The following is a 23,704-nucleotide window of genomic DNA, read 5'->3' on the forward strand; positions in this document are numbered from 1 at the left end:
ACGCTAGCGGACTCCTGCGAGGCTGAGGGACGGCAGGAAGCCCATGCGCTGGTACACCTGGCCCAGGGTGACCGAGGCAATCTCGCGGGCCCGTTCCGCGCCGAGGGCCAGCAGCCTGTCGAGTTCCGCGGGATCAGCCATGAGTTCGTTGGTCCGGTTGCGCAGGGGGGTGATGAAGTCCACCACCACCTCGGCGAGGTCCACTTTGAGGTGGCCGTACATTTTGCCCTGGTATTCGGCTTCCAGGTCCGCCACGGACTTGCCCGTAAGGGAGGAGAAGATGGTCAGCAGGTTGGAGACCCCCGGCTTCTCCTCCGGGTCGAAGCGGATGTCCGTGCCGGCGTCTGTCACTGCGGACTTGATGCGCTTGGCGGCGATCTTGGGATCTTCCAGGAGCTGGATGGCGCCGTTGGGCGACTCCCCCGTCTTCGACATTTTGGCGCTGGGATTCTGGAGGTCGTAGATCTTGGCGCTTTCCTTGACGATGGTCGCCTCGGGAACGGTGAACGTGTGGCCAAACCGGGTGTTGAACCGTTGGGCCAGGTTCCGGGTGAGTTCAAGGTGCTGCCGCTGGTCCTCACCCACGGGCACGAGATCACTCTGGTAAAGGAGGATGTCCGCGGCCATCAGGGTGGGGTAGGCAAAGAGGCCCAGCGTGGCGGCGTCGGCGCCGGACTTCTGGGTTTTGTCTTTGAACTGCGTCATCCGCGACGCCTCGCCGAATCCCGTGATGCAGTTCAAGGCCCATGCAAGCTGGGCATGCTCGGGAACATGGGACTGGACAAAGAAGATGCTCTTGTCGGGGTCGATCCCGGCGGCAATGTACTGGGCAGCCACGATCCGGGTGCGCTTTGCCAGTTCCGAGGGGTCGAAATCCACGGTGATGGCATGCAGGTCCGGGATGAAGAAGACGGCGTCATACTCCGCCTGCATGTCCACCCAGTTGCGCACGGCTCCGATGTAGTTGCCCAGGTGCAGGGAATCGGCAGTGGGCTTGGCGCCGGACAGGATGCGCTTTTTGGCGGTGGGGGAAGTCTGGGTGGTCATGGAGAAACTTTCGGGCTTAGAGCTGGTAGTCCACTACCAGCGGGGCGTGGTCGGAGAAGCGGGTGTCCCAGGAGGCTGCACGGTCAACGACCGCCGAAATGGCGGACGCCGCCAGCCCGGGAGTGGCCAGATGGTAGTCGATGCGCCAGCCGGTGTCGTTGTCGAACGCCTTGCCGCGCCAGGACCACCACGTGTAGGGCCCGTCGACGTCGCCGGCCAGGTTCCTGTGGACATCGTGCCAACCGATCCCCTCGCCCAGGAAACGGTCGAAGTAGGCGCGTTCCTCCGGGAGGTGCCCGGCCTTCTTGACGTTGCCTTTGGAGTTCCTGATGTCCCTGGGCGTGTGGGCGACGTTCAGGTCCCCTACCACCAGGGCGTGGTCGCTGTGCTTGGTCAGCTCCGGAAGCCGGGTGCTCATAACGTCCAGGAAGCGGAACTTGTCGTCCTGTTTGGGGGTCCCCACTTCGCCCGAATGCACATAAGCGCTGGCAACGGTGAGGTGGACAGGGTTCCCTGCGGCATCCGGGACGCGGAAGTCGGCCTCAACCCAGCGGCCGGCAGTGGCGAAGTAGTCGTCGCCGATGCCGTTCCTGGTGTCGAGCGGTTCCTGGCGGGACGCTATGGCGACGCCGGCACGGCCTTTGGCTTCCGCTTCGGCGTGCAGGATGTGCCAGCCATCCCCCAGCAGCTCCCGGACGATCGCGTCAGGGGCGCGCACTTCCTGCAGGCAGAGAATGTCCACTTCGCGCGGCTCCAGCCACGCCGCCATGCCGTTTTTGTAGGCAGCCCGGAGGCCGTTGACGTTCACGGATGCGATGCGGATGTGGTCCTTGTTCAATGCCGAGCTCACCCGCTCCACTCTAGTCGATGATGGTTCCGGTCACCGGCTCGCCGCTGCCGCCGGAAGACTTGATCATGTCCCTGGCGTTGGTGGCCGTGATCTCGATCGTCTCCAGGGCGCGGTTGATGGTGTCCTGGTTGGCGGCGGCGCCCTTGGCGCGTTCCTCCTCCACCACGCGGACCTGCACCTGGACGATCTTGAAGGAGTGGTCCAGCTTCAGGTCCCGCACTTCGTCAGCGTCGCGGCGCTCGTAGATGACGCGTGTGCCGCCCTGGTCCGCAGCTGTATGGGCCGGCGCGCGTCCGGTGGCCGTGTGGAAGGCGCTCTGCGCCTCTGAGAGCTTCGCCCCTGCCTTCTTGGCGGCCCGCTGGATGCTGAAGACCACAAACGCTGCCAGCGCCAGCCAGAAAGCGGCAATGACGGCGACAACCCAGCCCACGGCGTCGTTCTGGTTGGCGGCGAAGATGACCGCCACAATGAAGGCAGTCACCAGGACCATCAGGCCCGGCCCGCTGATCCGGAACATCGAAAAGCCGCCCCTGGCGGGTTTGGAGGATGACGAAGAGCTGCCCAAAGTTCGCATGGAGCTATTGTCTCAAACGGTGGACCGTGCTCCCGCCGCCTTCCACCTCGGGCGAACAGCGCGGGAGCAATCGGTCACTTCTGGCGTCGGTCTCCGCTGCGCAGGACCTCCAGCCGCTGCCGGAACTCTGTCTCGTCGACCTCGCCGCGGGCATAGCGTTCGCGCAGCACTCCTTCGGCCCCCTGGCCGGCTGCCCAGTGCTGGTTCCGGCGCCAGGTCCTGCGGGCCACGAAGATGAACAGCGCGATCACCAGGATCCAGAAGAGCGGGAACAACAGGAACCAGGGGGAAAAGGCACCGTGCCAGGGTCCGTAGGCGACTGTGTCGGCCGGCACCTGCGCAGCCGCGGACAGGGCTGCGGCGGACAGTGCGGTGGTCAGTGAAGGCAACATTTTCGTTCTCCAGACTTTCTCAACAGGCCGGGGATCCGGCCTTGTATCGAGTCTCGTTGCCGGAGCCTGCGGGCGCGTCCGGCGGCGGGAGTCACCTGCACCCGGCCGCGTACTCCCCTGGGAGTCCGGCGGCTGCACCCGATGCCGGGGTCAGCCTGCCCAGCCGGGCCTGACGAGGCCGGATTCGTAGGCCAGGACCACCAGTTGCGCCCTGTCCCTGACCATCAGCTTCGCCATGATCCGCGAGACATGCGTCTTTGCCGTGAGCGGAGTGATGAACAGCCGGTCCGCTATTTCGGCGTTGTTCAACCCCTCCCCCACAAGCTGCAGGACTTCCCGTTCCCTCTCGGTGATGCGGTCCAGCGCCACGGGCGGTTCGGCGGCGCGGGAGTGGCGTGCCAGCTGGGCCATGATCCGCCGGGTCACCGACGGCGACAGCAGCGCATCGCCGTCATGCACGATGCGGACCGCGCGCAGGAGCTCGGCCGGTTCGGTGTCCTTGACCAGGAAACCGGCGGCACCGGCCCGCACGGCCTCGGCGATGTATTCATCCAGCTCGAAGGTGGTGAGGATGACCACCCGGGTACCGGACAGCGAGGGATCGGAGAGGATCCGGCGCGTTGCCTCCAGGCCGTCACCGTCCGGCATGCGGATATCCATCAGCACCACGTCGGGGTGGTATTGGCGGGCGAGCCGCACCGCTTCGCGACCCGTCCCGCATTCCGCCACCACCTTCATGTCGGCTTCGGCGTCCAGCAGCGCCCGGAAGCCCGCACGGATGAGGTTCTGGTCATCGGCAAGCAAGATGCTGATCATCCTGGTTCCTGCCCTGCACGGGCGGGCAGCGGGAGGACCGCGCGGACCCGCCAGCCCGTACCGGACGGTGCTGGCCCGAGCCCAAGCCTGCCGCCCAAAGCTGCCACCCGCTCCCTCATGCCGGTGATGCCGTTACCTTCGGGCAGTGTGCCGGCCCCGGCGCCGTCGTCGTCAATGGTCACCAGCAGCTCCCCTTTCGCAGCGTGGATGGAAACCTGGGCCGTCCGCGCCCCGGAATGCCGGACCACATTGGTCAGCGCCTCCTGGATGATCCGGTACGCCGTTTCCTGCACTGCAGCGGGAACGTGTTCCGTACCCGGGCCGCCCTGAAGCCGGACCTCGAGCCCGGCCCGCCGCGCGTTGTCAACGAGTTCCGGGACCCGGTCCAGGCTCGGCCGGCTGGTGGGGCTCAACGGCGCATCTTCCCGGAGCACGCCCAGCAGCTGCCGGACCTCGGCCAGTGATTCCCTGCTCGCTGCCTTGATGGTCTCCAGGGCGGGCCGGAACTGCGCCGGATCCTTCTCACCCAGGTGCAGCGCCACCGAAGCCCGAACATTGATCAGGGACAGCGAATGGGCCACCACGTCATGGATGTCCCGGGCCAGGGCAAGCCGGTATTCGTCGCGGGCAGCCTGCTCCGCCGCGGCCTCCTGGCGGCGCCGTTCGGCCAGCCGTTCGCCGCGGAACCGCACCCCTTCGCCGATCAGGACCAGGATGGCCAGCCATGAGGAACCGGCAAATGCGCGGACGAACGCCGTTTCGTCGCCGCTGCGTGCGGCGGCAAGAAAGAACGCCAGGATTCCTGCCGCCGCCCCCAACCATGCCGCAGCGCGCTTTCCGGCCGCCGCCGTCAGGACCAGGGCCAGCGCGAAGGACAGGACCACCGGACCCCAGGCGTAGCCCATGGCAAGGTACGCTGCGGTGGCCCCGGCGGCGACGGGCAGCATCACCAGCGGCGCGCGCCGGCGAAAGGCCAGGGCTGCGGGGCCCAGCAGCAGAAGTGCCAGTGCCAGCGGATCCAGCGGGACGTGGCCGGGCTGCCGTGAGGACGCGAACGCCGACCCTGCCACCTGGATCACGGCGACCACCACCACGATGACGGCGGTGGGCGGTCCCCTGAAACGGTGCTGCATGGTCCGAGCCTATTCCCGCGGACTGTGAAAGTCGTCAGGTGGGCGGCGTAGCGCCCGTACTCCTCCTGGAGTAGGTGCACGGGGCCGCCTCGGCGGGCCTGCCGGCGCTGCGCTTAAACGGCCGACGGCGGCGCGGTACCTTCCGTACGGAAGGTACCGCGGCGCCGTCGTGCGCTTCGGGGCGGTCCTACTCCCCGACGCCTGATGCGCGTTCCGCGGCCTCGACCACGTTGGTCATCAGCAGCGCCACCGTCATGGGGCCCACGCCGCCCGGGTTGGGCGAGATCCAGCCGGCGACCTCGGCGGCCGCGGGATCGATGTCACCGTAGACGCGGCTCTTGCCCGTCTCCGGATCGGTCTCACGGGTCACTCCCACATCCAGCAGTGCTGCGCCCGGCTTGACGTCGGCGGCCTTGACGATGTGCTTCACACCCGCCGCGCCCACGATCACGTCCGCCTGCCGGAGCAGCTCCGACAGGTTTTTGGTCCCGGTATGGGTCAGGGTCACGGTGGCGTTGACGTCCCGCCGCGTGAGCAGCAGCCCGATGGAACGGCCGATGGTCACGCCCCGTCCGACCACCACGACGTGCTTGCCGGCAAGGCTGTAGCCGTTGCGCTCGAGGAGTTCGATGACTCCCCGGGGAGTGCAGGGCAGCGGCGTGGTGATCTTGTTGTTGACGTTCAGCACCAGCCGGCCGAGGTTGGTGGGGTGCAGGCCGTCGGCGTCCTTGGCGGGGTCGATCCGTTCCAGGATGGCGTCCGTGTCCAGATGCTTGGGAAGCGGCAGCTGGACGATGTAGCCGTGGCAGGCGGGGTCCGCATTGAGTTCGTCAATGAGGGCCTCCACCTGTTCCTGGGTGGCGTCGGCCGGCAGCTCGCGCTGGATGGAGTTCATCCCGATCTGCACTGACTGCTTGTGCTTCATGGAGACGTACAGCTGCGAGGCGGGGTCGGCGCCCACCAGCACAGTGGCGATGCCGGGAGTGACGCCCTTAGCCTTGAGTGCGGCCACGCGTTCGGTCAGCTCGGCCTTGATGGCTGCGGCGGTGGCCTTGCCGTCGAGGATCTGTGCGGTTGTGGTTTCAGTCATTGGTTACCACTGCTCGTGCTGCGGGTAGAGCGGGAAGTCTGCTGCCAGCTTGTCCACGCGGGCCTGCAGTGCTTCGACGTCGGCGCTGTTGCCTGCCTTGAGGGCGGTGGCGATGATCTCGGCAACCTCGGTGAACTCGGTGGCGCCGAAGCCGCGGGTGGCCAGGGCAGGCGTGCCGATGCGCAGGCCGGAGGTGACCATCGGCGGGCGGGGGTCGAACGGAACGGCGTTGCGGTTCACGGTGATGCCCACGGAGTGCAGGAGGTCCTCGGCCTGCTGGCCGTCCAGCTGTGAGTTGCGGAGGTCGACGAGGACCAGGTGGACGTCCGTGCCGCCGGTGAGGACGGAGACGCCGGCCTCGGCAACGTCCGCCTGGTTCAGGCGGTCGGCGATGATCTTTGCACCCTCGAGGACGCGTTCCTGGCGTTCCTTGAATTCCTGGGTTCCGGCGATCTTGAAGGCTACGGCCTTGGCGGCGATGACGTGCATCAGCGGGCCGCCCTGCTGGCCGGGGAAGACGTTGGAGTTCAGCTTCTTGCCGTACTGTTCCTTGGCCAGGATGACGCCGGAACGGGGGCCTGCCAGGGTCTTGTGCACGGTGGAGGTGACGACGTCGGAGTGCGGCACCGGGCTCGGGTGCAGTCCGGCGGCAACCAGGCCGGCGAAGTGCGCCATGTCGGTCCACAGCAGCGCGCCCACTTCATCGGCGATGGAGCGGAAGGCCGCGAAGTCCAGGTGGCGGGGGTAGGCGGACCAGCCGGCGATGATCACCTGGGGCTTTTCCTTGATGGCCTGCTCGCGGAGCTTGTCCATGTCCACCCGGAAGGTGTCTTCCTCCACCTGGTAGGCCGCAACTTCGTAGAGCTTGCCGGAGAAGTTAAGCTTCATGCCGTGGGTCAGGTGGCCGCCATGGGCCAGGGACAGGCCAAGGATCTTGTCGCCGGGGGTGATCATGGCGGAGAGCGCCGCGGCGTTGGCCTGGGCACCGGAGTGCGGCTGGACGTTGGCGAACTCGGCGCCGAACAGTGCCTTGACCCTGTCGATGGCCAGCTGCTCTGCGACGTCGACGTATTCGCAGCCGCCGTAGTAGCGGCGGCCCGGGTAGCCCTCGGCGTACTTGTTGGTGAGGACCGAGCCCTGGGCCTCCATCACGGCGCGCGGGGCGAAGTTCTCGGAGGCAATCATTTCCAGGGTGCCGCGCTGGCGGCCAAGCTCCTGCTCGAGGACTTTGGCGATTTCGGGGTCGAGCTCGGCCAGCGGCTGGTTGCTGACGGCTGTGGTTGAGGTGGCTGTAGTAGTCACGAAGAACTCCTGGCTAGGGATACGGGCACTGCTTAGGTCAGGCTACCGGCTGGCGCGCTTTCCTACCGTGTTGATGACAGGGTATGGAAGCACGGCATGGCACTGCTGCGCTGACGCGGGGTGCAGCCCCAATTCCGGCAAGACATGACCCTCGGCCCAGGCGTACGATCCGTGGTCTTCGTGATTGCCGCTCCCTGGTGGTTAGCCACCCAACGCCAGTTGCGACCGTTCCAGCCTACCAAAAGCGGGGCCTGCGGCGCGGGTAGGCTATTACGCGTGAATGAACAGCTGCTGAACCAAGCGTACGTCGTAACCCTGTCCTGCCCGGACCGTCCCGGAATTGTCCACGCCGTGGCCGGAGCACTGCTGGTGGCAGGCTGCAACATCACCGATTCGCAGCAGTACGGCAGCCCCACAACGGGGAACTTCTTCATGCGGGTGGAGGTCACCACGGCTGCTCCCAAGTCCGGGCTGCGCGCCGCGCTTGAGCCGGTGGCGGAAGCCTTCTCCATGCAGTGGAGCCTTAATACTGTGGGCGATAAGGTGCGTACCCTGGTGATGGCCAGCACGTCGGCGCACTGCCTTAACGATCTGCTTTTCCAGCAGCGCTCGGGCACGCTTCCCATCGAGATTCCCGCCATTGTGTCCAACCACCGGGATTTGGCCGGGCTCGCCGAGTTCTACGGCATCCCGTTCCACTACATCCCCGTCACCAAGGACACCAAGAGCCAGGCGGAGGACAAGCTGCGCGCCCTGATTGCCGAGCACGATATCGAGTTGACCGTCCTGGCCCGTTACATGCAGATCCTCTCCGATGAGTTGTGCACCGACCTCACGGGCAAGGCCATCAACATCCACCATTCGTTCCTGCCGTCCTTCAAGGGCGCCAAGCCGTACCACCAGGCACATGCCCGCGGCGTGAAGCTGATCGGTGCCACCGCCCACTACGTCACCGCCGCATTGGACGAGGGCCCGATCATCGAGCAGGAAGTCATCCGCGTGGACCACGCCCGCACCGCGGAACAGTTCGTGCAGATGGGCCGCGACGTGGAAGGCCGCACACTGGTGCAGGCCGTGCAGTGGCACGCCGAGCACCGGGTGCTGCTGGACGGCAACCGGACGGTGGTCTTCAACTAACCCCCTCCCGGGCGGGGGCAGTCGCAATAGACACGGATGCCGGCGCCGGCAGGGGTGGCTTAGGGTGAAGCCATGGCTCCTCTTTACCCTTTCGCCGGCAACTCCCCGGCCGTCCATGAATCAGCGTTCGTGGCACCGTCGGCCTCGATCATCGGCAACGCCACTTTGGGTCAGGACTCCAGCGCCTTCTACGGCGTCTCAGTCCGGGCCGACACCGCGGCCATCACCGTGGGCGCGGGCAGCAACCTGCAGGACAATGTGGTGCTGCACGCCGACCCCGGATTCCCCTGCACGGTGGGCGAACGCGTCAGCGTGGGGCACGCCGCCGTCGTGCACGGCTGCACGGTGGAGGACGACTGCCTGATCGGGATGGGCGCCACCGTCCTCAACGGGGCAGTGATCGGCGCCGGCTCGCTGGTGGCGGCCGGCGCCGTGGTGCTGGAAGGAACGGTGGTTCCGCCCCGGTCACTGGTGGCGGGGGTACCCGCCAAGGTGCGCCGCGAACTCACTGATGAGGAGTTCGACGGCGTGCGCGCCAATGCGACGCGCTACGTGGAGCTCGCGGCTAAACACCGCGACCTTCATTAGCTAGTCCAGGCTGATCGGCCCGAACTCGTCCAGCAGGTCGCCCGGGCCCGGGTTGCCGGGCGCGGATGACCCGCCGAGGTGCTTCACCACGCCCCAGACCGCGTTCAACCCGGTGGTCACGGCGCCCTCGGCCCAGCCGGCGGTGAAGGAGACGTCATCGCCGGCAAGGAAGATGCCGCGCTGGGAATCCGGCAGTTTGTCCTGCTTGAAGTGGGTGAACAGCCGCTGCTGGTAGCGGTAGTGCCCGGGCAGGTTGGCTTTGAAGGCGCCCATGAAGTTGGGATCCGCTTCCCAGGACACGGTGATGGGCTGGCCCACGATGTGCCCGGCGATGTCCACGCCGGGGTAGATCTGCTCGAGCGAGTGCAGCATCAGTTCCACGCGTTCGTCCGCGTCCAGGGCAAGCCACTTCAGGGCGTCGTCGTTCCAGGTGTAGGAGAGCAGGATGACGGCGGGCTGGTCCGGGCCGTTGTCCAGCAGGTAGGTGGCGCGGTTGAGCCGGTCCGTCAGGGTCATGGACAGGACCTCGTTGCCGGTTTCGGGGTCGATGTCCTTCCAGAACGGCCGGTCCACCATCACGAAGGTCTTGGAGGACTGCATGTAGTGCGATTTCTCCATGGCGGTCCACAGCTCGGCGGGGAACAGTGCCTCCTCGGTGTGGATGCGGGTGGACAGCAGCCATGACTGGCACGTGGTCACCACCGCCGGGTAGCTGGCTTCGCGGCCCCAGCGTTCACGGACCCGCAGGTTGCCGTCCGGGTCCCGGCTGATCTTTCCCACGGCGCCGCGGGGCGAGCCGGAGTGCAGGGAGGACAGGGAGGTGCCGGCGGGCCAGTGCACCAGGTCCGACGGCGCGTGCTGCCACAGTGCCTCGGGCAGCCGCTGCGCTCCCCCGCGGATGAGCCGGTGCTGGTCGTCCGCGTCGGTGTACACCACGCGGAGGATTTCGAGGATGGAGTTGGGGAAGTCTGTGTCCCAGCCGCCGGTGCCGAACCCCACCTGGCCGAAGGCTTCCCGGTGCGCGAACCCTGCCTTCTTAAAGGACTCGCTGGCCGCGATGAAACCGTAAAAGGTCTGCTCGTCCATCAGCGGGAGCAGTTCGTTCCATAGTTCCTTGATGCGGGCCATGTCCCGCGCCTTGATGGCCTCCTGCATCTCCACGAATTTTGCACCGTCGTTAACCGCGGCCTTCCAGGCGTCCGCCACCTCGCGGAAGAACGGCGGAAGGTCGCCCGGCTTTTCGGCATAGTGTTTCCTGCCGGCCAGCTCGATCACGGTGCTGGAGGTGGCCTCGGCAAGCGGGTTGGGGAAGTCCTGGGTCTCCAGGCCCAGCAGGTCCACGTAATGGTAGAACGCCTTGCCCGAGACCGGGAACCGCATTCCGCCCAGGTCCGCCACCACACCGGGCGCTGCGGGGAAGGCTGCCGTGCGGAGGCGGCCACCGATCTGGTCGGCCTCGTAGACGACGGGGCGGAGCCCGAGTTTCATCAGTTCGTAGGCGGTGACCAGGCCGGAGAGCCCGGCGCCGATCACGGCCACTTCCGTGCCGTACAGTTCCGGTGGGACCGAGCCCAGGCCCTCCGGGTGGGCCAGGTAGTGGTCGTAGCTGAACGGGAAGTCGGGGTTCAGCATGGTGATGGGGGCTGCCTCCCCGCCGGTGCCGCGTCCGGCTGCGTCCGCGGGCGGCGTGGAGGTGCTGGAGGGGTCGAACGCGGGCAGTTCGGTGGCGATGGTCATGGTTGTTCTGCTTTCACAGGTTCCTGGCGTGGTGCCATGGTGGTCAGTTCACGGTAGTCGGGCTCGCTCAGCGCCGCTACCTTGGAGTTCCGGCGTCCGTAGCCGAAGTAGATGGCGATACCCACGAGCATCCAGGCCCCGAAGACAGCCCAGGTATCAGCACCGAGGTTGGCCATCAGGTAGGCGCACATGAGGGTGCCCAGCACAGGGGTAATGGGGTACAGCGGCACCCGGAAGCTGCGCTTCAGGTCGGGGCGGTTGCGGCGCAGGTAGATGACGGCGATGTTGACCAGGGCGAACGCGAACAGAGTCCCAATGCTGGTGGCGTCGGCCAGGGCGCCGAGCGGCACCAGGCCCGCGGTGAGGGCGACGGCGGTGCCCACAATCAGGGTTCCGGCGGCCGGGGTGCCGGTGCGGGGAGAAACGCGTCCGAAGACCTTGGGCACCAGGCCGTCCCGGGACATCGACAGGAGGATGCGGGTCTGGCCATAGAGGACGGTGAGCACGATGCTGGCAATGGCCAGGACGGCGCCGGCGGAAAAGACCAGGGCAATCCAGGGCTGGCCGGTGAGCTCCTCAAGGATCTGGACCAGGGCGGCCTCGGTGCCGTCGAACCAGCCCCACGGGCGGGCGCCGATGGCAGCCACAGCGACCAGGACGTAGATACTGGTGACGATCACCATCGACAGCAGGATGGCACGCGGGAGGTCGCGTTTGGGATTCCGGGCCTCTTCGCCTGCGGTGGAGGCGGCATCGAACCCGATGTAGGAGAAGAACACCCGCGATGCCGCGGCGGATACGCCTGCGGCGCCCATGGGCATCAACGGCTCGAAGTTCCCGGCATTGAAGGCGGTGAAGGCAACGGCACAGAAGAACAGCAGGATGCCGACCTTGATGATCACGATGGACGTGTTGATCCAGGCGCTTTCGCGGGCGCCGCGGACCAGCAGGACCATGGCCAGCACCACGATGGCCACCGCCGGGATGTTCACCACCCCTCCGTCACCGGGCGGCTGGGACATGGCATCGGGCAGCACCTGTCCGAAGGCGGCCAGCGCCTCGTTGACGTACTGGCCGGCCCCCACGGCTACCGCGGCGACGGAAACCGCGTATTCAAGGACCAGGCACCAGCCGCAAATCCATGCCATCCCTTCGCCCATGGTGGCATAGGAGTAGGAGTAGCTCGAACCCGCTACCGGGACGAGCGCGGCCATTTCCGCGTACGACACCGCCGAGAGCAGTGCGGCCAGGCCGGCAATGACGAAGGAGATCCAGATGGCAGGGCCGGCGAGTGGAACCGACTCCCCAAGGATCACCAAAATGCCTGTTCCAAGAGTGGCGCCCACGCTGATCATGGTCAGGTGGAGGACGCCGAAGCTGCGCACCAGTCCGCCGCCCTCGCCGCTGCCGGCTTCGCTGGCCATCTGGCTGATTGGTTTACGCCGCAGCAGCTGCGCTCCGAGGCCGGGCAGTTGGCCCCGGGACGGATTGGCTGCCGGGTCAGTGGTTGTTGACTCAGTGGTTGTTTCGGTGGTCACAGGCACAGTCACCGTTGACGTCCCTTCAGAGTAGTTGGCGGTTTCCCCTCACCAAGGTTGGCATGTGAGCCAACTCTCAGGCTGGTGCAAAATGACTTATAGTCAACCAGCATGAGACTTTATGCACATAATTGGCTGACGGTTGCAGCGGGGCCCCGGGGACACCGCCATGTCCTCTGAAGCCGCCGGGAGGCTGAGCTTTGTCACCCTCCAGCAGTTCCTGGACCAACTTCCTCCGGTCCTGAAGATGCTTCACGACGGTGGCAGCGGCGGCCGGCTGCTGCGCTGGGTGGAGCCCAGTGAACTGGAGGACCCCACCCCCTACCTTCCGGAGGGTGAGTTCCTGCTCACCGCCGGCCTCCCGTTCCTTGGCGACGGCGGTTCTCCCACCCGCGTGGACGCCTACGTACGGCGCCTGGTGGAGGCCAAGGTTGCTGCGCTTGGCTTTGGCATCAGGCCCTACTTCGACGCCGTCCCCGGTGTGGTGCAGGACGCCTGCCGCCGGCACAACCTCACCCTGTTCGAGGTGCCGGAGTCGCTTCCGTTCGCCGCTATCGGCCTCGAATTCTCCCAACTGCTGGAGACCGACAACGCCAGGGTTTTCCGCCAGCTGGCCGAGACCAACCGGCAGCTTATGCGGGCCGTCCTTTCCCCCCGGCCAGAGCATGAACTGCTGGCGGCGCTGGTCCAGCGCGTGCCGGTCTGGGCGTTGATGGTGGGCGCGGACGGCCGGATCCGGGCCCGCGGTGCCAGCGCCGGCGGCAGCACCGCCGTCGAACTTTCCCTCCTGGAACCCATGCTGGAACGGCTGCTGACCGGGCGTGGCCCGCGCGTGGAAATGGACGGCTTCGACCAGCCGGGCTCTGCGCTTGTTGTTGGCCACCCGCTGCGCAGCACCAAGGACGCAAACCTTGGCGCCCTGATCCTGGGCTCCGACGTTCCCTTGAGCCCGGCACAGAACAACGTGGTCCAGACCGCCGTCGGCCTGCTTGAACTGCTGCTGCGGCAACGCACCAGCGGGTCATTGGCGCCCAGCCAGCTTGCCACCGCAATCCTGCTGCACCCCGAAAGCCTTCGTACCGGCGGAACCAGGCAGCTCAACGGGCTCAAGGACCTGCTGGCACAAAGCCTGTCCTCCACGCGGTCCGCGCCCATGCGGGTGGTACAGGGCATCAACGTGGAAGCTCCCGGCTGGCCAGCCGGCGACAGCCCAGTGAGGGAGCTGCTCCAATGGCGGCGCATGTTTGATTCAAAGCTGGTGGAGATCACGGACTACGGATTCGCCGCCGTGACCCGGCTGAAGGTGGACGACGCGTTGCTTGCCGACGTGGAGAAGCTCGGGTGGCGCCTGGTGGTCAGTGAACCCACCGAGCTCACCGCCCTTCCGGCCGCCTACCAGCGCGCCACGTCACTGCGCAGCCAGGTCCAGAGAAGTGGCCGCAGCATCCGCGCGGACGAAGTGTCCTGGTCCGTGACCGGGCTGCTGGGCCGGGAGGCCGGGAGCCTCCTGGCCGGTCGGCTGCTGGGACCGGTCCTGGCGCTGGAACCGGACCGGCGGGACCCGCTGCTGGCTGTCCTCCGCGGGTGGCTCGGCGAGAACGGCAGCTGGGATGGCTCCGCCAAAACGCTGGGTCTGCACCGGAACAGCGTGCGGCGCCAGATCGGTGTGCTCGGCGAGCTGCTGGGCATGGACCTGAACCGGGCACAGGTGCGGGCGGAGCTGTGGATTGCACTGCAGTACGTGGAGGAAGTGACTGCGGCCGATTAGGGGCCGTTTCTAGGGGCGTCCCCTTCCCGCCGGGCCGATATCGCGCGGAAGCCCGGCCTCCCAGGCGGCATACAGTCCCGGGCGGCGCTCCCGCAGGTACGGCACTTCCTCCCGGGCTGCACGCACGGCCTCGGCGCCCACCTGCGCGAACAGCAGTTCCGGGCCTTCCCCCGCGCCCGCGAGGAGCGTGCCGTCCGGTCCCGCGACCACGCTGCCGCCACCGAACGTGTACATGTCCTCATTCCCGCAGTGGTTGGCATAGGCCACGTTCAGCTGGCTCTCCAGGGCCCGGGCACGGACCAGCACTTGCGGCACCGCGTCGAAGCCGGCGGACAGGGCAGTTGGCACCAAAAGCAGCTCGGCCCCCCGCGCAGCCGCAGCGCGGGCGGCTTCGGGGAACTCGATGTCGTAGCAGATCAGCAGGGAGGTGCGGATGCCCTTGATGGTGACGACGGCGGGAGGCTCCGCGGCCGCCTCGAAGGCCTCCCGTTCTTCGCGGCCGAAGAGGTGGACCTTGGCGTAGCCCAGGAGTTCGGCGCCTGTGGCATCCACGAGTGTGGCCGAGATGTGCCAGGGAGCGCCCTCCGTGGACGCCTCCGTTTTGGCGTGTGCCAGGGCAGGCAGGCTGTAGACGAGGGCTATCCCGTTCCGGCGGGCAATCCCGGCCAGGCGGGCACGGATGGCGGGGAGGGCTGCGGGATCCAGTTCCTCCCGCAGCCTCAGCGGGGCGTATCCCACGGGAAACAGCTCCGGCGTCAGGAGGAGGTCGGCGCCTGCCTGGGCGGCCCGTTGGGCGGCCTCCTCCAGGGTCCGAAGATTGGCCTCCACATCCATAACCACGGCGTTGGCCTGCAGGACGGACAGCAGCATCGTTACCACCTTCTGTATGCCGCTCCAGGGAAATGCAGGGGCGGTATCTTCTCGCCTCCAGCCTAGCCAGCACCACGCGCAGACCAGCGGGGCGTTTGGACCCGGGTCCCGGCGCTCCGGGACGGAATGCACGTGGCCGTCGAACGGACCGGGCTGTCTCATGTTCTACGGGCGGAGGAACAGCAATGCGTTAACTTCTTGACTACAAGAGCCGCGATAGGGCAATGTTCTTAGCATGTCCGCAACCCCGCGCTCAACGAGGAGCAAGCCCAAGAATCCCGGGTCGCAGTCAGCCCTGCGGCAGCTGAACCAGCAGCGGATTATCGAGACGCTCATGGGCGGCCCGTCAACACAGGCGGAACTCGCCCGGCAAACCGGACTGTCCACGGCAACGGTCTCGAACATCGTGAAAATCATGCTGGATTCCGGGCTGGCGTCCACCGAACCCATTACCAGTTCCGGCCGCCGCGCCTTGAATGTCCGGCTGAACAGCAATGGCGCGGTGGCGGTCGGGATCGACTTCGGCCGGCGCCACCTGCGGGTAGTCCTGGCATCGCTCAGCTACCACGTCATTGCCGAGGAATCGGTCATGCTCCCCCTGGGCCACCAGGCTGATAACGGCATCCAGGCGGCCGTGGGCCTGCTGGAGAAACTGCTGCGCGAAAGCGGCGTGGATCGCTCCTCCGTGGTGGGCGCCGGCGTCGGAATTCCAGGTCCCATCGACCGGCGGACCGGGACGGTGGCCCAGGGGGCCATCCTTCCCGAATGGGTAGGCATCAACATCCTCCAGCATCTTGAGGAAACCTTGAGAATCCCCGTCTTTGTTGACAACGACGCCAATTTGGGCGCCTGGTCGGAGGTGACATGGGGGCAGCACTCGGGGGTCAGCAACCTGATGTTCATGAAGATCGGATCGGGCATCGGTGCCGGCTTGATCCTCAATGGCGCCCCCTATTACGGCAACGTTGGAATCACCGGCGAAATCGGTCATGCCACCATCCACGAACAGGGACTGGTGTGCCGCTGCGGCAATCGCGGCTGCCTGGAGACCATCGCGTCCACCACCACCATGATCGAACTCCTGAGCCGCGGCGAGGACCCTCCGCTGACGCCCGCGGACATTGTCCGCAAGGCCCTCAACCGCGACTCCGCCACATTGCGCGTAGTGGACGATGCGGGGCTGGCGGTAGGTCGCGCACTGGGCAACGTAGCCAACCTGATCAACCCCGAGGTCATAGTCGTGGGCGGGCCCCTGGCCGGCCTTGGCGACATCTTGCTCGACCCCATCCGGAGGGGCCTGATCCGCCATGCCGTGCCCGTGATTGGGGAAACCACCATCCTTACCATGTCCTCGCTGGGAGACCGGGCGGAGGCCCTCGGCGCCGCGGCTTTGGTCTTCCAGCACGCCGGCATCCGAAAGCCCTAGACCATTTCGTTATCCAGCAATTGCGTTAAAGACTTGACGACAATAGCTGTGATCCAGTTTACTTTTGGTTCAGACGGCCCTGCGCTTTGCCGGCCGGACAAAGAAGTCATCGCATTGGAGGGTTAGGGCTCATGACGTCCCAGACCACGCATACGGAGCCGATCATTCTCGAGATGCGGTCCATCACCAAAGAGTTCCCCGGGGTTAAAGCCCTATCGAACGTGAGCCTGCGGGTTAAGGCCGGCGAAATCCACGCCATCTGCGGCGAAAACGGCGCCGGCAAGTCCACCCTCATGAAGGTCCTGTCCGGCGTCTACCCATACGGAAGCTACGACGGCGACATCGTCTACCAGGGGCAGATCCAGCACTTCCGGGACATCAGGGCCAGCGAACACGCCGGCATCGTGATCATCCACCAGGAACTCGCGCTGATCCCCGAACTGTCCATCATGGAAAACATCTTCCTGGGCAACGAACCCACCAAGCACGGCGTGATCGACTGGGCTGAAGCCCGCCTGCGGTCCCTGGACCTGCTGGCGCGCGTGGGCCTGCGTGATGACCCCGACACCCCCATCAAGGAAATCGGCGTCGGGAAGCAGCAGCTGGTGGAAATCGCCAAGGCGCTGAACAAGTCCGTGAAGATCCTTATTTTGGACGAGCCCACGGCAGCGCTGAACGAGTCGGACTCCCAGCACCTGCTGGACCTGATGCTGGGCCTGAAGGCCAAAGGCATCACCTCGATCATCATTTCCCACAAGCTCAACGAGATCGAGCAGATCGCCGACTCGATCACCATCATCCGTGACGGCCAGTCGATCGAGACCCTCGACGTCAAGGCAGACGGTGTTGACGAGGACCGGATCATCAAGGGCATGGTGGGACGCACCCTTGAGTCCCGGTTCCCGGAACACACGCCCAAGATTGGGGAAGTGTTTTTCGAGGTCAAGGACTGGACCGTGGGCCACCCGGCGATCCAGGACCGTCTGGTCTGCAAGGGTTCGAGCTTCTTCGTCCGCCGCGGCGAGATCGTTGGATTCGCGGGCCTGATGGGCGCGGGCCGCACCGAGCTGGCCAGGTCCGTCTTCGGCCGGTCCTACGGCCGGTTCATCAGCGGTCACATCTACAAGGACGGCCACGAAGTGGTCCTCAAGAACGTCCGCCAGGCCATTGATGCCGGGCTGGGCTACGTCACGGAGGACCGCAAGTCGCTGGGCCTGAACCTCCTTGACGACATCAAGACCACCACGGTGTCCGCGAACCTGCGGAAGATTACCCGCCACCTCGTGGTGGACGAGAACCAGGAATTCACCGTTGCGGAACAGTACCGCAAGTCCCTCCGGACCAAGACGCCCTCCGTTGAGGAAGGGGTGGCCAAGCTTTCCGGCGGGAACCAGCAGAAAGTGGTGCTGGCCAAGTGGATGTTCACCGACCCCGACCTGCTGATCCTCGATGAACCCACCCGTGGTATCGACGTGGGCGCCAAGTATGAGATCTACGGCATCATCCAGCAGCTCGCGAACCAGGGCAAGGGAGTCATCGTCATCTCCTCGGAGCTCCCCGAACTCCTGGGCCTCTCCGACCGTATCTACACCATCTTCGAAGGCGCCATCACCGGTGTCCTGAACAAAGACGAGGCCAGCCAGGAAAGCCTGATGAAGCTGATGACCTCCGCACGTAAAGCCGCCGCCTGACCCTCTGGACCACTCCAGACCTTCCGGACACAAGGACTGAAACAATGAACGCGCTCAAGAAGCTCTTTGGTGGCAATACCCGCCAATTCGGCATGATCTTTGCCCTGGTGGCGTTGATTATCTTCTTCCAGATAGCCACTGAAGGCCGGACGCTGACCCCCGGCAACGTGATCAACCTCTTCAACGGCAACTCCTACATCCTCATCCTGGCCATTGGCATGGTGCTGGTGATCATCGCAGGCCATATCGACCTTTCCGTCGGTTCAGTGGCGGCCTTCGTCGGCGTCACCGTTGCGATAGCCATCCGTGACTGGGGCATCCCCTGGTACCTCGGCGTCCTCCTGGGCCTCCTCCTCGGCGCGCTCATTGGCGCCTGGCAGGGGTGGTGGACCGCCTATGTGGGCATTCCAGCCTTCATCGTGACCCTGGCCGGAATGCTCCTGTTCCGCGGCTTCAACCAGTTCGTGGGCAAGTCCAACACCATTCCCGTGCCACAGGATTTCCAGTACCTGGGCTCCGGTTACCTGCCTGAGATCGGTCCCAATACGTCCTACAACAACCTCACGGTGCTGATCGGCCTCGCAGCCGTGGCCTACGTCATCTTCAGCGAAGTCCGCCGGCGCCGGACAGCCAAGGCCCTGGGCGCCGAGGTTCCCGAAACCTGGGTGGTCGTCCTGAAGCTGGTCCTGATCTGCGCCGCCATCCTGTACGCCACAGACCTCTTCGCCACCGGCCGTCCCGGAACGTCCTTCCCCATCCCCGGCCTGATCCTCGCGGTCCTGGTCCTGATCTACGGATTCATTTCATCCAAGACCGTGGTGGGGCGCCATATCTACGCTGTGGGTGGCAACCGCCATGCGGCCGAGCTCTCCGGTGTCCAGTCCAAGAAGGTCAACTTCCTGGTGATGATGAACATGTCCATCCTGGCTGGCCTCGCCGGCATGATCTTCGTGGGCCGCTCCACCGCTTCCGGCCCGTTCGACGGCGTCGGCTGGGAACTCGACGCCATTGCTGCAGTCTTCATTGGCGGCGCAGCCGTGACCGGCGGCGTGGGCACCGTGATCGGATCCATCATCGGTGGCCTGGTCATGGCGGTCCTGAACAACGGACTCCAGCTCCTCGGCGTCGGCGCCGACCTGACCCAGATCATCAAGGGCCTGGTGCTCCTGATCGCTGTCGCCTTCGATGTCTACAACAAGTCGCAGGGCAAGACGTCGATCATTGGCATGCTGACCAGGAACTTCAACCGCTCCTCCGGCGGTGGCCCGAGCAACCCGCTCCAACCCGACGAGACCACCTCCACCAAGGAAGCGATCGCCAGGGAAGCCTGAGCCCCGCATCCTGATCGAGTTATCCAACACAAAGAAAAGAGAACCCTAACAATGCGAATGTTTGGTAAAACAGGAAAGGCTGCGGCAGTTGCTGCGATTGCGGCCCTGGCCCTGACGGGTTGCGGCCGCGCTGACAATTCCGGCAGCGGATCCAGCAGCGGCGCCAGCGGCTTTCCCCAGAACTCCGACATCGGCGTCGCGCTTCCCCAGAAGACCAGCGAGAACTGGGTCCTCGCGGAGAAGCTGTTCAACGATGGGCTCAACGGAGCCGGTTTCAAGGCCGACGTTCAGTTCGCCAACGGCGGCGTTTCGGAGCAGCAGAACCAGATCAGCGCCATGATCACCAAGGGTGCGAAGGTCATCATCGTGGGTGCCATCGACGGCGCCCAGTTGGGCACGCAGTTGAAGCAGGCCAAGGACTCCGGGGCCACGGTCATCGCCTACGACCGGCTGTTGCTCAACACTCCGGATGTGGACTACTACGTGGCGTACGACAACTACAAAGTTGGTGTGCTGCAGGGCCAGGCGCTCCTGGACGGCCTGAAGTCCAAGAAGCCGAACGGCCCCTACAACATCGAGCTCTTCGCCGGCTCCCCCGATGATGCCAACGCCAAGGTGTTCTTCGACGGCGCCATGAGTGTCCTGCAGCCGAAGATCGACGACAAGACCCTCAACGTGGTTTCCGGCCAGAAGTCGTTCGAACAGGCCGTCACCCAGGGCTGGAAGGCCGAGAACGCCCAGAAGCGTATGGATACCCTGCTGGCCGGCAGCTACACCAGTGCCTCACTGGACGGCGTGCTGTCCCCGAACGACACCTTGGCCCGTGCCATCCTGACCTCGGTCAAGGCAGCCGGCAAGCCCTTGCCGATCGTTACCGGACAGGACTCCGAGGTTGAATCGGTCAAGTCCATCCTTGCCGGTGAGCAGTACTCCACCATCAACAAGGACACCCGCAAGCTCGTGGAGCACGCAATCACCATGGTCAAGGATCTCCAGGCCGGCAAGACGCCTGAGATCAACGACGACAAGTCATACAACAACAAGGTGAAGACCGTTCCGGCCTACCTCCTGCCCCCGGTCATCGTGACCAAGGACAACGTGAAGACGGCCTACGTCGACGATCCCATCCTCGGCCCGATCACCAAGTAACACCTTGTAATACCCGCCGGATACAACCGGCAACAGGAAAGCCCGGCCCCTTCACGGAGGGGCCGGGCTTTCCGTATCTGGGCACAGCAGCCCGTTGTCCAGCCGCGCAGCACCCGGGGATTCGAGGGCCGCGCTGCGGCCCTGTGACAGGATTGCAGCTATGACTGCCCCCATCGCCACGCCATGGCTGTCCAGCCAGCCCAGCCAGGACCCCCGGTCCGCCACCGGAGCCCCGCTGCGCTGGGGAATCATCGCTACCGGCAGCATCGCCCGCGCCGTCTCGCAGGACCTGGCGCTGCTTGAAGACGCCGAGCTGTACGCGGTCAGTTCCAGGACCCAGGACACGGCGGACGCGTTCGCGGTCGCCTACGATTTTGCCAAGGCATACGGTGACGACGGCGGTGTCCCCGGGTACCAGCGGCTGCTCGCCGACGATGCCGTGGACGTCGTCTACGTGGCCACGCCGCACGCCCAGCACCACGAGATGGTCCTCGCCGCCCTCAACGCCGGCAAGCACGTGCTCTGCGAGAAGGCTTTCACCATCAACGCGCGGGAAGCGTCAGAGCTCATCGACCTGGCCCGGAGCCGAAAGCTCTTCCTGATGGAGGCGGTGTGGAGTAGGTTCCTGCCCTCAATGCAGCGCGCTTTCGAGATCGCCGCTTCCGGCGAACTGGGAGACATCCACTGGGTCACCGCAGACCTGGGGTTCCCGGCGCCCTACTCCCCCACCGCCCGGCTCTGGGCCCGGAGCGACGGCGGGGGCGCCCTGCTGGATCTCTCCGTCTACCCGCTCCTGTGGGCGCTCGGCACCCTCGGCTTTCCACAAACAGTCAGCGCAACAGGCGTTGTCAACGACGATGGCGTGGACGCACAAAACGCCATGACCCTGGGCTACGACCACGCTGCCCAGGTCCAGCTCACCTCCTCTCTGCTGGCACACGGACCGCGGACCGCAACAGTGGCTGGGAGCCGCGGCTTCCTGCAGAGCATAGGTTCCATCAACAACCCCCGCGAACTCCTGATCGCCAAAGGGTGGGAGGACCGCCGGACGGAAACCTTCGACGTCGTCGGCAAGGGGTATGCCTACGAACTGCGCGAGGTGATGCGGTGCGTCCAGCAGGGGCTGACCGAAAGCCCAGTCATGCCGCTGGAGGACACTTTGAACACCATGCGCCTTTTTGACGGTGTCCGGGCCCAGCTCGGGGTGACCTACCCCAACGACAGGCGTTAGGCGCGGCGGAAAACCACGACGGCGGTTTTGCCACTTTTGGGGTGGGTCACCGCATTTCGAGGTGCCGTTGCCGTTGACGCTTTTCATACCTGTCGGCACGCTTTGTAAAATCCCTTAAGCAACATCTGGACTTCCGGTAATAAGCAGTCTTACGATTTAGGCAGCATCGATTGCGCCGGTCACTGGGGGGTGGTACGCATGGCTCGTAAGAGTTCGCCATGGCGTGCCCTGCGCCCGGCGCTCCTGGCGGGGGCTGCGGCGATTACCTGGCTGACCCTGTCATCCGCCGCTGCCTCTGCCGATACCGGCCAGGACTCCCCGCCCCTTCCCGGCGGTGTCACCAATTCGGTTTCGTCCTTGACCCAGGATCTTTCAGGTGCGGTGTCACCGGCTCCTGCCGGCTTCCCGGCCGGAACCGCTGCAGGCCCGGGGGTGCTGCAACCTGTTGCAGCGCCCGTCTCGGGCCTGGCAGACAACCTCATCGCGTCAGTTCCAGCGCTCAACCTAGTGGTTCCTGCGGGATCTGTTTCCTCGGTATCCGCTCCCCTTGCAGGCGCCGTCGACGACGTCTCGGCAGGTGTTGCGCAGGGTGTTGTTGCCCCTGCCGTCGAAGCCGTTCCCGTACTCGACCCGGTGCTGCAGCCGGTTTCTGATCTTCTGACCGGTTCCGCTCCGCTGCCCGTTGCGGTTCCTGATGCGCCAATTGAGGTTGTGCCCACGCAACTTCCCGTTGCAGCAAACCTGGATTCGGCAGATGCCGGCCCGTCAGCCCCGGAAGCCGCCGCGGACATTGCCATGACGGCCGCGGAGCCGGACGAGGCTGCGGCAGTCTTGACTGCCGCGGCGCCTGCCGGCAGCAACGCAGGCCACGAGCGGAGCGATCCGGTCGCCTCGGGGGACGTCCTGCACTTTAACATAGCCGCGGCCTCTGCTCCCGTGGAGCCGCCATTGACCGGGGGTCCGGTTCCCCTCCCCGGACAGGCCCCCGCGGCCCCCGGATCCGGCACGGGCAGCAGCGGGTCGTCGGGCAGTCCGTCCGGTGCCGCAGCATGGCTGAGCCCTTTCGACCTTGGTCTTGATCGCCCCGGCGTCATACCCGTCGGCGACTCTTCCCAGCACCTCCCTGCACCGGTGTCATTCGACCCCGGTTCTTCTCCTGACTAGTTGAGGCCACCTGCCCCTTCCGGCAGCACGTGGCTATACGGGCAGCTGACCTGCGCCCGGACAACATCAATTTCTCAGGAGAACCATCATGAACTGCACCCTTCGCAGGGGGCTGCTTAGCACCCTCTTTGCCGGCGGCCTTCTGGCCTTCGGCTGTGCCGCGGCAAACGCCGCAGACACCACCAGCGGGACGGACCTTTCCGCTTCCGCCCTCATCTCGGCAGCGGCACCCGCCGAGTCGACGTCGTTGGGCCTGCTGGGCGGCCCAACGACGGCCGGTTCAACTGGTGTCGCTGCCGCAGCCGACGTCAACCTCGGCCTCGGCACCACCACCACCACCACCGGGACCGGTACCACGGACGGAACGACGGCGGACCTCGCCGCAGCCGTAAACCTCGGGACCGGCGGGGTCACCACCAACCCCACCACCACCGGCACCACCGACCCGGCCGCCGCAGCCGACGTCAACCTCGGCCTCGGCGGCACCACCACCGGGACCGGAACCACGGACGGAACGACGGCGGACCTCGCCGCAGCCGTAAACCTCGGGACCGGCGGGGTCACCACCGACCCCGCAACCACCGACCCGGCCGCCACAGCCGACGTCAACCTCGGCCTCGGCCTCGGCAGCACCACCACCACCGGGACCGGAACCACGGACGCAACCACGGCAGACCTCGCCGCCACCGTAAACCTCGGGACCGGCGGGGTCACCACCGACCCCGCAACCACCGACCCGGCCGCCACAGCCGACGTCAACCTCGGCCTCGGGGGCACCACCACCGGGACCGGAACCACGGACGCAACCACGGCAGACCTCGCCGCCACCGTAAACCTCGGGACCGGCGGGGTCACCACCGACCCCGCAAC

The 23,704-nt window shown here is 66.0% G+C and carries 20 protein-coding genes and 1 pseudogene; 10 read left to right on the plus strand and 11 right to left on the minus strand.

All coding sequences use genetic code 11. From position 1 onward, the window contains the following. Window positions 1-3: 3 nt before the first annotated feature. From trpS to glyA, 8 genes are all read right to left on the minus strand, one after another. Window positions 4-1,047, minus strand: coding sequence for a tryptophan--tRNA ligase (gene trpS / locus AB0313_RS02835; protein ID WP_141940541.1), 1,044 nt, complete (start codon window positions 1,045-1,047; stop codon window positions 4-6). Between the two features lie 16 nt (window positions 1,048-1,063). Continuing rightward, window positions 1,064-1,897, minus strand: a complete 834-nt coding sequence (locus AB0313_RS02840) for an exodeoxyribonuclease III (protein ID WP_366303433.1) — start codon at window positions 1,895-1,897, stop codon at window positions 1,064-1,066. Window positions 1,898-1,907: 10 nt separating this feature from the next. Beyond that, window positions 1,908-2,471, minus strand: coding sequence for a hypothetical protein (locus AB0313_RS02845; RefSeq protein ID WP_366303435.1), 564 nt, complete (start codon window positions 2,469-2,471; stop codon window positions 1,908-1,910). Between the two features lie 74 nt (window positions 2,472-2,545). Continuing rightward, on the minus strand, window positions 2,546-2,863 hold the full coding sequence (locus tag AB0313_RS02850) for a hypothetical protein (RefSeq protein ID WP_141940538.1): 318 nt from the start codon (window positions 2,861-2,863) through the stop codon (window positions 2,546-2,548). Window positions 2,864-3,013: 150 nt separating this feature from the next. Next, window positions 3,014-3,679, minus strand: coding sequence for a response regulator transcription factor (locus AB0313_RS02855; protein WP_366303437.1), 666 nt, complete (start codon window positions 3,677-3,679; stop codon window positions 3,014-3,016). Beyond that, window positions 3,676-4,812 carry a sensor histidine kinase gene (locus tag AB0313_RS02860; RefSeq protein ID WP_366303439.1) on the minus strand — a complete coding sequence of 379 codons (1,137 nt, stop codon included), beginning with the start codon at window positions 4,810-4,812 and terminating at the stop codon, window positions 3,676-3,678. Before AB0313_RS02860 ends, AB0313_RS02855 begins: the two co-directional genes overlap by 4 nt. A gap of 187 nt (window positions 4,813-4,999) precedes the next feature. Further along, the gene (locus AB0313_RS02865; protein ID WP_141940535.1) at window positions 5,000-5,902 is read right to left on the minus strand and encodes a bifunctional methylenetetrahydrofolate dehydrogenase/methenyltetrahydrofolate cyclohydrolase; all 903 of its coding nucleotides are present in this window, start codon (window positions 5,900-5,902) and stop codon (window positions 5,000-5,002) included. A gap of 3 nt (window positions 5,903-5,905) precedes the next feature. Further along, window positions 5,906-7,204, minus strand: coding sequence for a serine hydroxymethyltransferase (gene glyA, locus AB0313_RS02870; protein WP_141940534.1), 1,299 nt, complete (start codon window positions 7,202-7,204; stop codon window positions 5,906-5,908). Window positions 7,205-7,480: 276 nt separating this feature from the next. On the opposite strand from glyA, the gene purU reads away from it, so the two are divergent. Further along, entirely contained in the window at window positions 7,481-8,341 is an 861-nt protein-coding gene (gene purU, locus AB0313_RS02875) for a formyltetrahydrofolate deformylase (RefSeq protein WP_141940533.1), read from the plus strand. 72 nt (window positions 8,342-8,413) lie between these two features. Continuing rightward, window positions 8,414-8,929 carry a gamma carbonic anhydrase family protein gene (locus AB0313_RS02880; RefSeq protein WP_141940532.1) on the plus strand — a complete coding sequence of 172 codons (516 nt, stop codon included), beginning with the start codon at window positions 8,414-8,416 and terminating at the stop codon, window positions 8,927-8,929. Here AB0313_RS02880 and AB0313_RS02885 read toward each other — a convergent pair whose 3' ends face one another. Further along, window positions 8,930-10,666: an NAD(P)/FAD-dependent oxidoreductase gene (locus AB0313_RS02885; RefSeq protein ID WP_174237476.1), complete on the minus strand. Its 1,737-nt coding sequence runs from the start codon at window positions 10,664-10,666 to the stop codon at window positions 8,930-8,932. After that, a complete protein-coding gene (locus AB0313_RS02890; protein WP_366303762.1) occupies window positions 10,663-12,090 on the minus strand; it encodes an amino acid permease in 1,428 nt (475 codons plus the stop codon). Before AB0313_RS02890 ends, AB0313_RS02885 begins: the two co-directional genes overlap by 4 nt. A 283-nt stretch (window positions 12,091-12,373) precedes the next feature. Here AB0313_RS02890 and AB0313_RS02895 point away from each other — a divergent pair, with 283 nt between their 5' ends. After that, the gene (locus AB0313_RS02895; protein WP_366303443.1) at window positions 12,374-13,972 is read left to right on the plus strand and encodes a PucR family transcriptional regulator; all 1,599 of its coding nucleotides are present in this window, start codon (window positions 12,374-12,376) and stop codon (window positions 13,970-13,972) included. Window positions 13,973-13,981: 9 nt separating this feature from the next. Here the strand turns inward: AB0313_RS02895 and AB0313_RS02900 are convergent, their stop codons facing one another. Further along, entirely contained in the window at window positions 13,982-14,842 is an 861-nt protein-coding gene (locus AB0313_RS02900) for a nitrilase-related carbon-nitrogen hydrolase (protein ID WP_366303445.1), read from the minus strand. 235 nt (window positions 14,843-15,077) lie between these two features. On the opposite strand from AB0313_RS02900, the gene AB0313_RS02905 reads away from it, so the two are divergent. The 7 genes and pseudogenes from AB0313_RS02905 to AB0313_RS02935 form a co-directional block, all read left to right on the plus strand. Beyond that, a complete protein-coding gene (locus tag AB0313_RS02905) occupies window positions 15,078-16,268 on the plus strand; it encodes an ROK family transcriptional regulator (RefSeq protein WP_141940528.1) in 1,191 nt (396 codons plus the stop codon). Window positions 16,269-16,399: 131 nt separating this feature from the next. Next, window positions 16,400-17,959, plus strand: coding sequence for a multiple monosaccharide ABC transporter ATP-binding protein (gene mmsA, locus AB0313_RS02910; protein ID WP_141940527.1), 1,560 nt, complete (start codon window positions 16,400-16,402; stop codon window positions 17,957-17,959). Between the two features lie 44 nt (window positions 17,960-18,003). Beyond that, on the plus strand, window positions 18,004-19,290 hold the full coding sequence (mmsB, locus tag AB0313_RS02915) for a multiple monosaccharide ABC transporter permease (RefSeq protein ID WP_141940526.1): 1,287 nt from the start codon (window positions 18,004-18,006) through the stop codon (window positions 19,288-19,290). Between the two features lie 51 nt (window positions 19,291-19,341). Beyond that, window positions 19,342-20,439, plus strand: a complete 1,098-nt coding sequence (locus tag AB0313_RS02920; RefSeq protein WP_141940525.1) for a sugar-binding protein — start codon at window positions 19,342-19,344, stop codon at window positions 20,437-20,439. Window positions 20,440-20,599: 160 nt separating this feature from the next. After that, on the plus strand, window positions 20,600-21,670 hold the full coding sequence (locus AB0313_RS02925) for a Gfo/Idh/MocA family oxidoreductase (RefSeq protein ID WP_366303448.1): 1,071 nt from the start codon (window positions 20,600-20,602) through the stop codon (window positions 21,668-21,670). Window positions 21,671-21,868: 198 nt separating this feature from the next. Further along, window positions 21,869-22,834, plus strand: a complete 966-nt coding sequence (locus AB0313_RS02930; protein ID WP_366303450.1) for a hypothetical protein — start codon at window positions 21,869-21,871, stop codon at window positions 22,832-22,834. An 88-nt stretch (window positions 22,835-22,922) separates the two neighbouring features. After that, window positions 22,923-23,704: pseudogene (locus tag AB0313_RS02935) on the plus strand (hypothetical protein); the annotation flags it as partial.

Origin of the sequence: Pseudarthrobacter sp. NPDC080039 (assembly GCF_040702335.1) — a bacterium.
GTDB classification, from domain to species: domain Bacteria; phylum Actinomycetota; class Actinomycetes; order Actinomycetales; family Micrococcaceae; genus Arthrobacter; species Arthrobacter enclensis_A.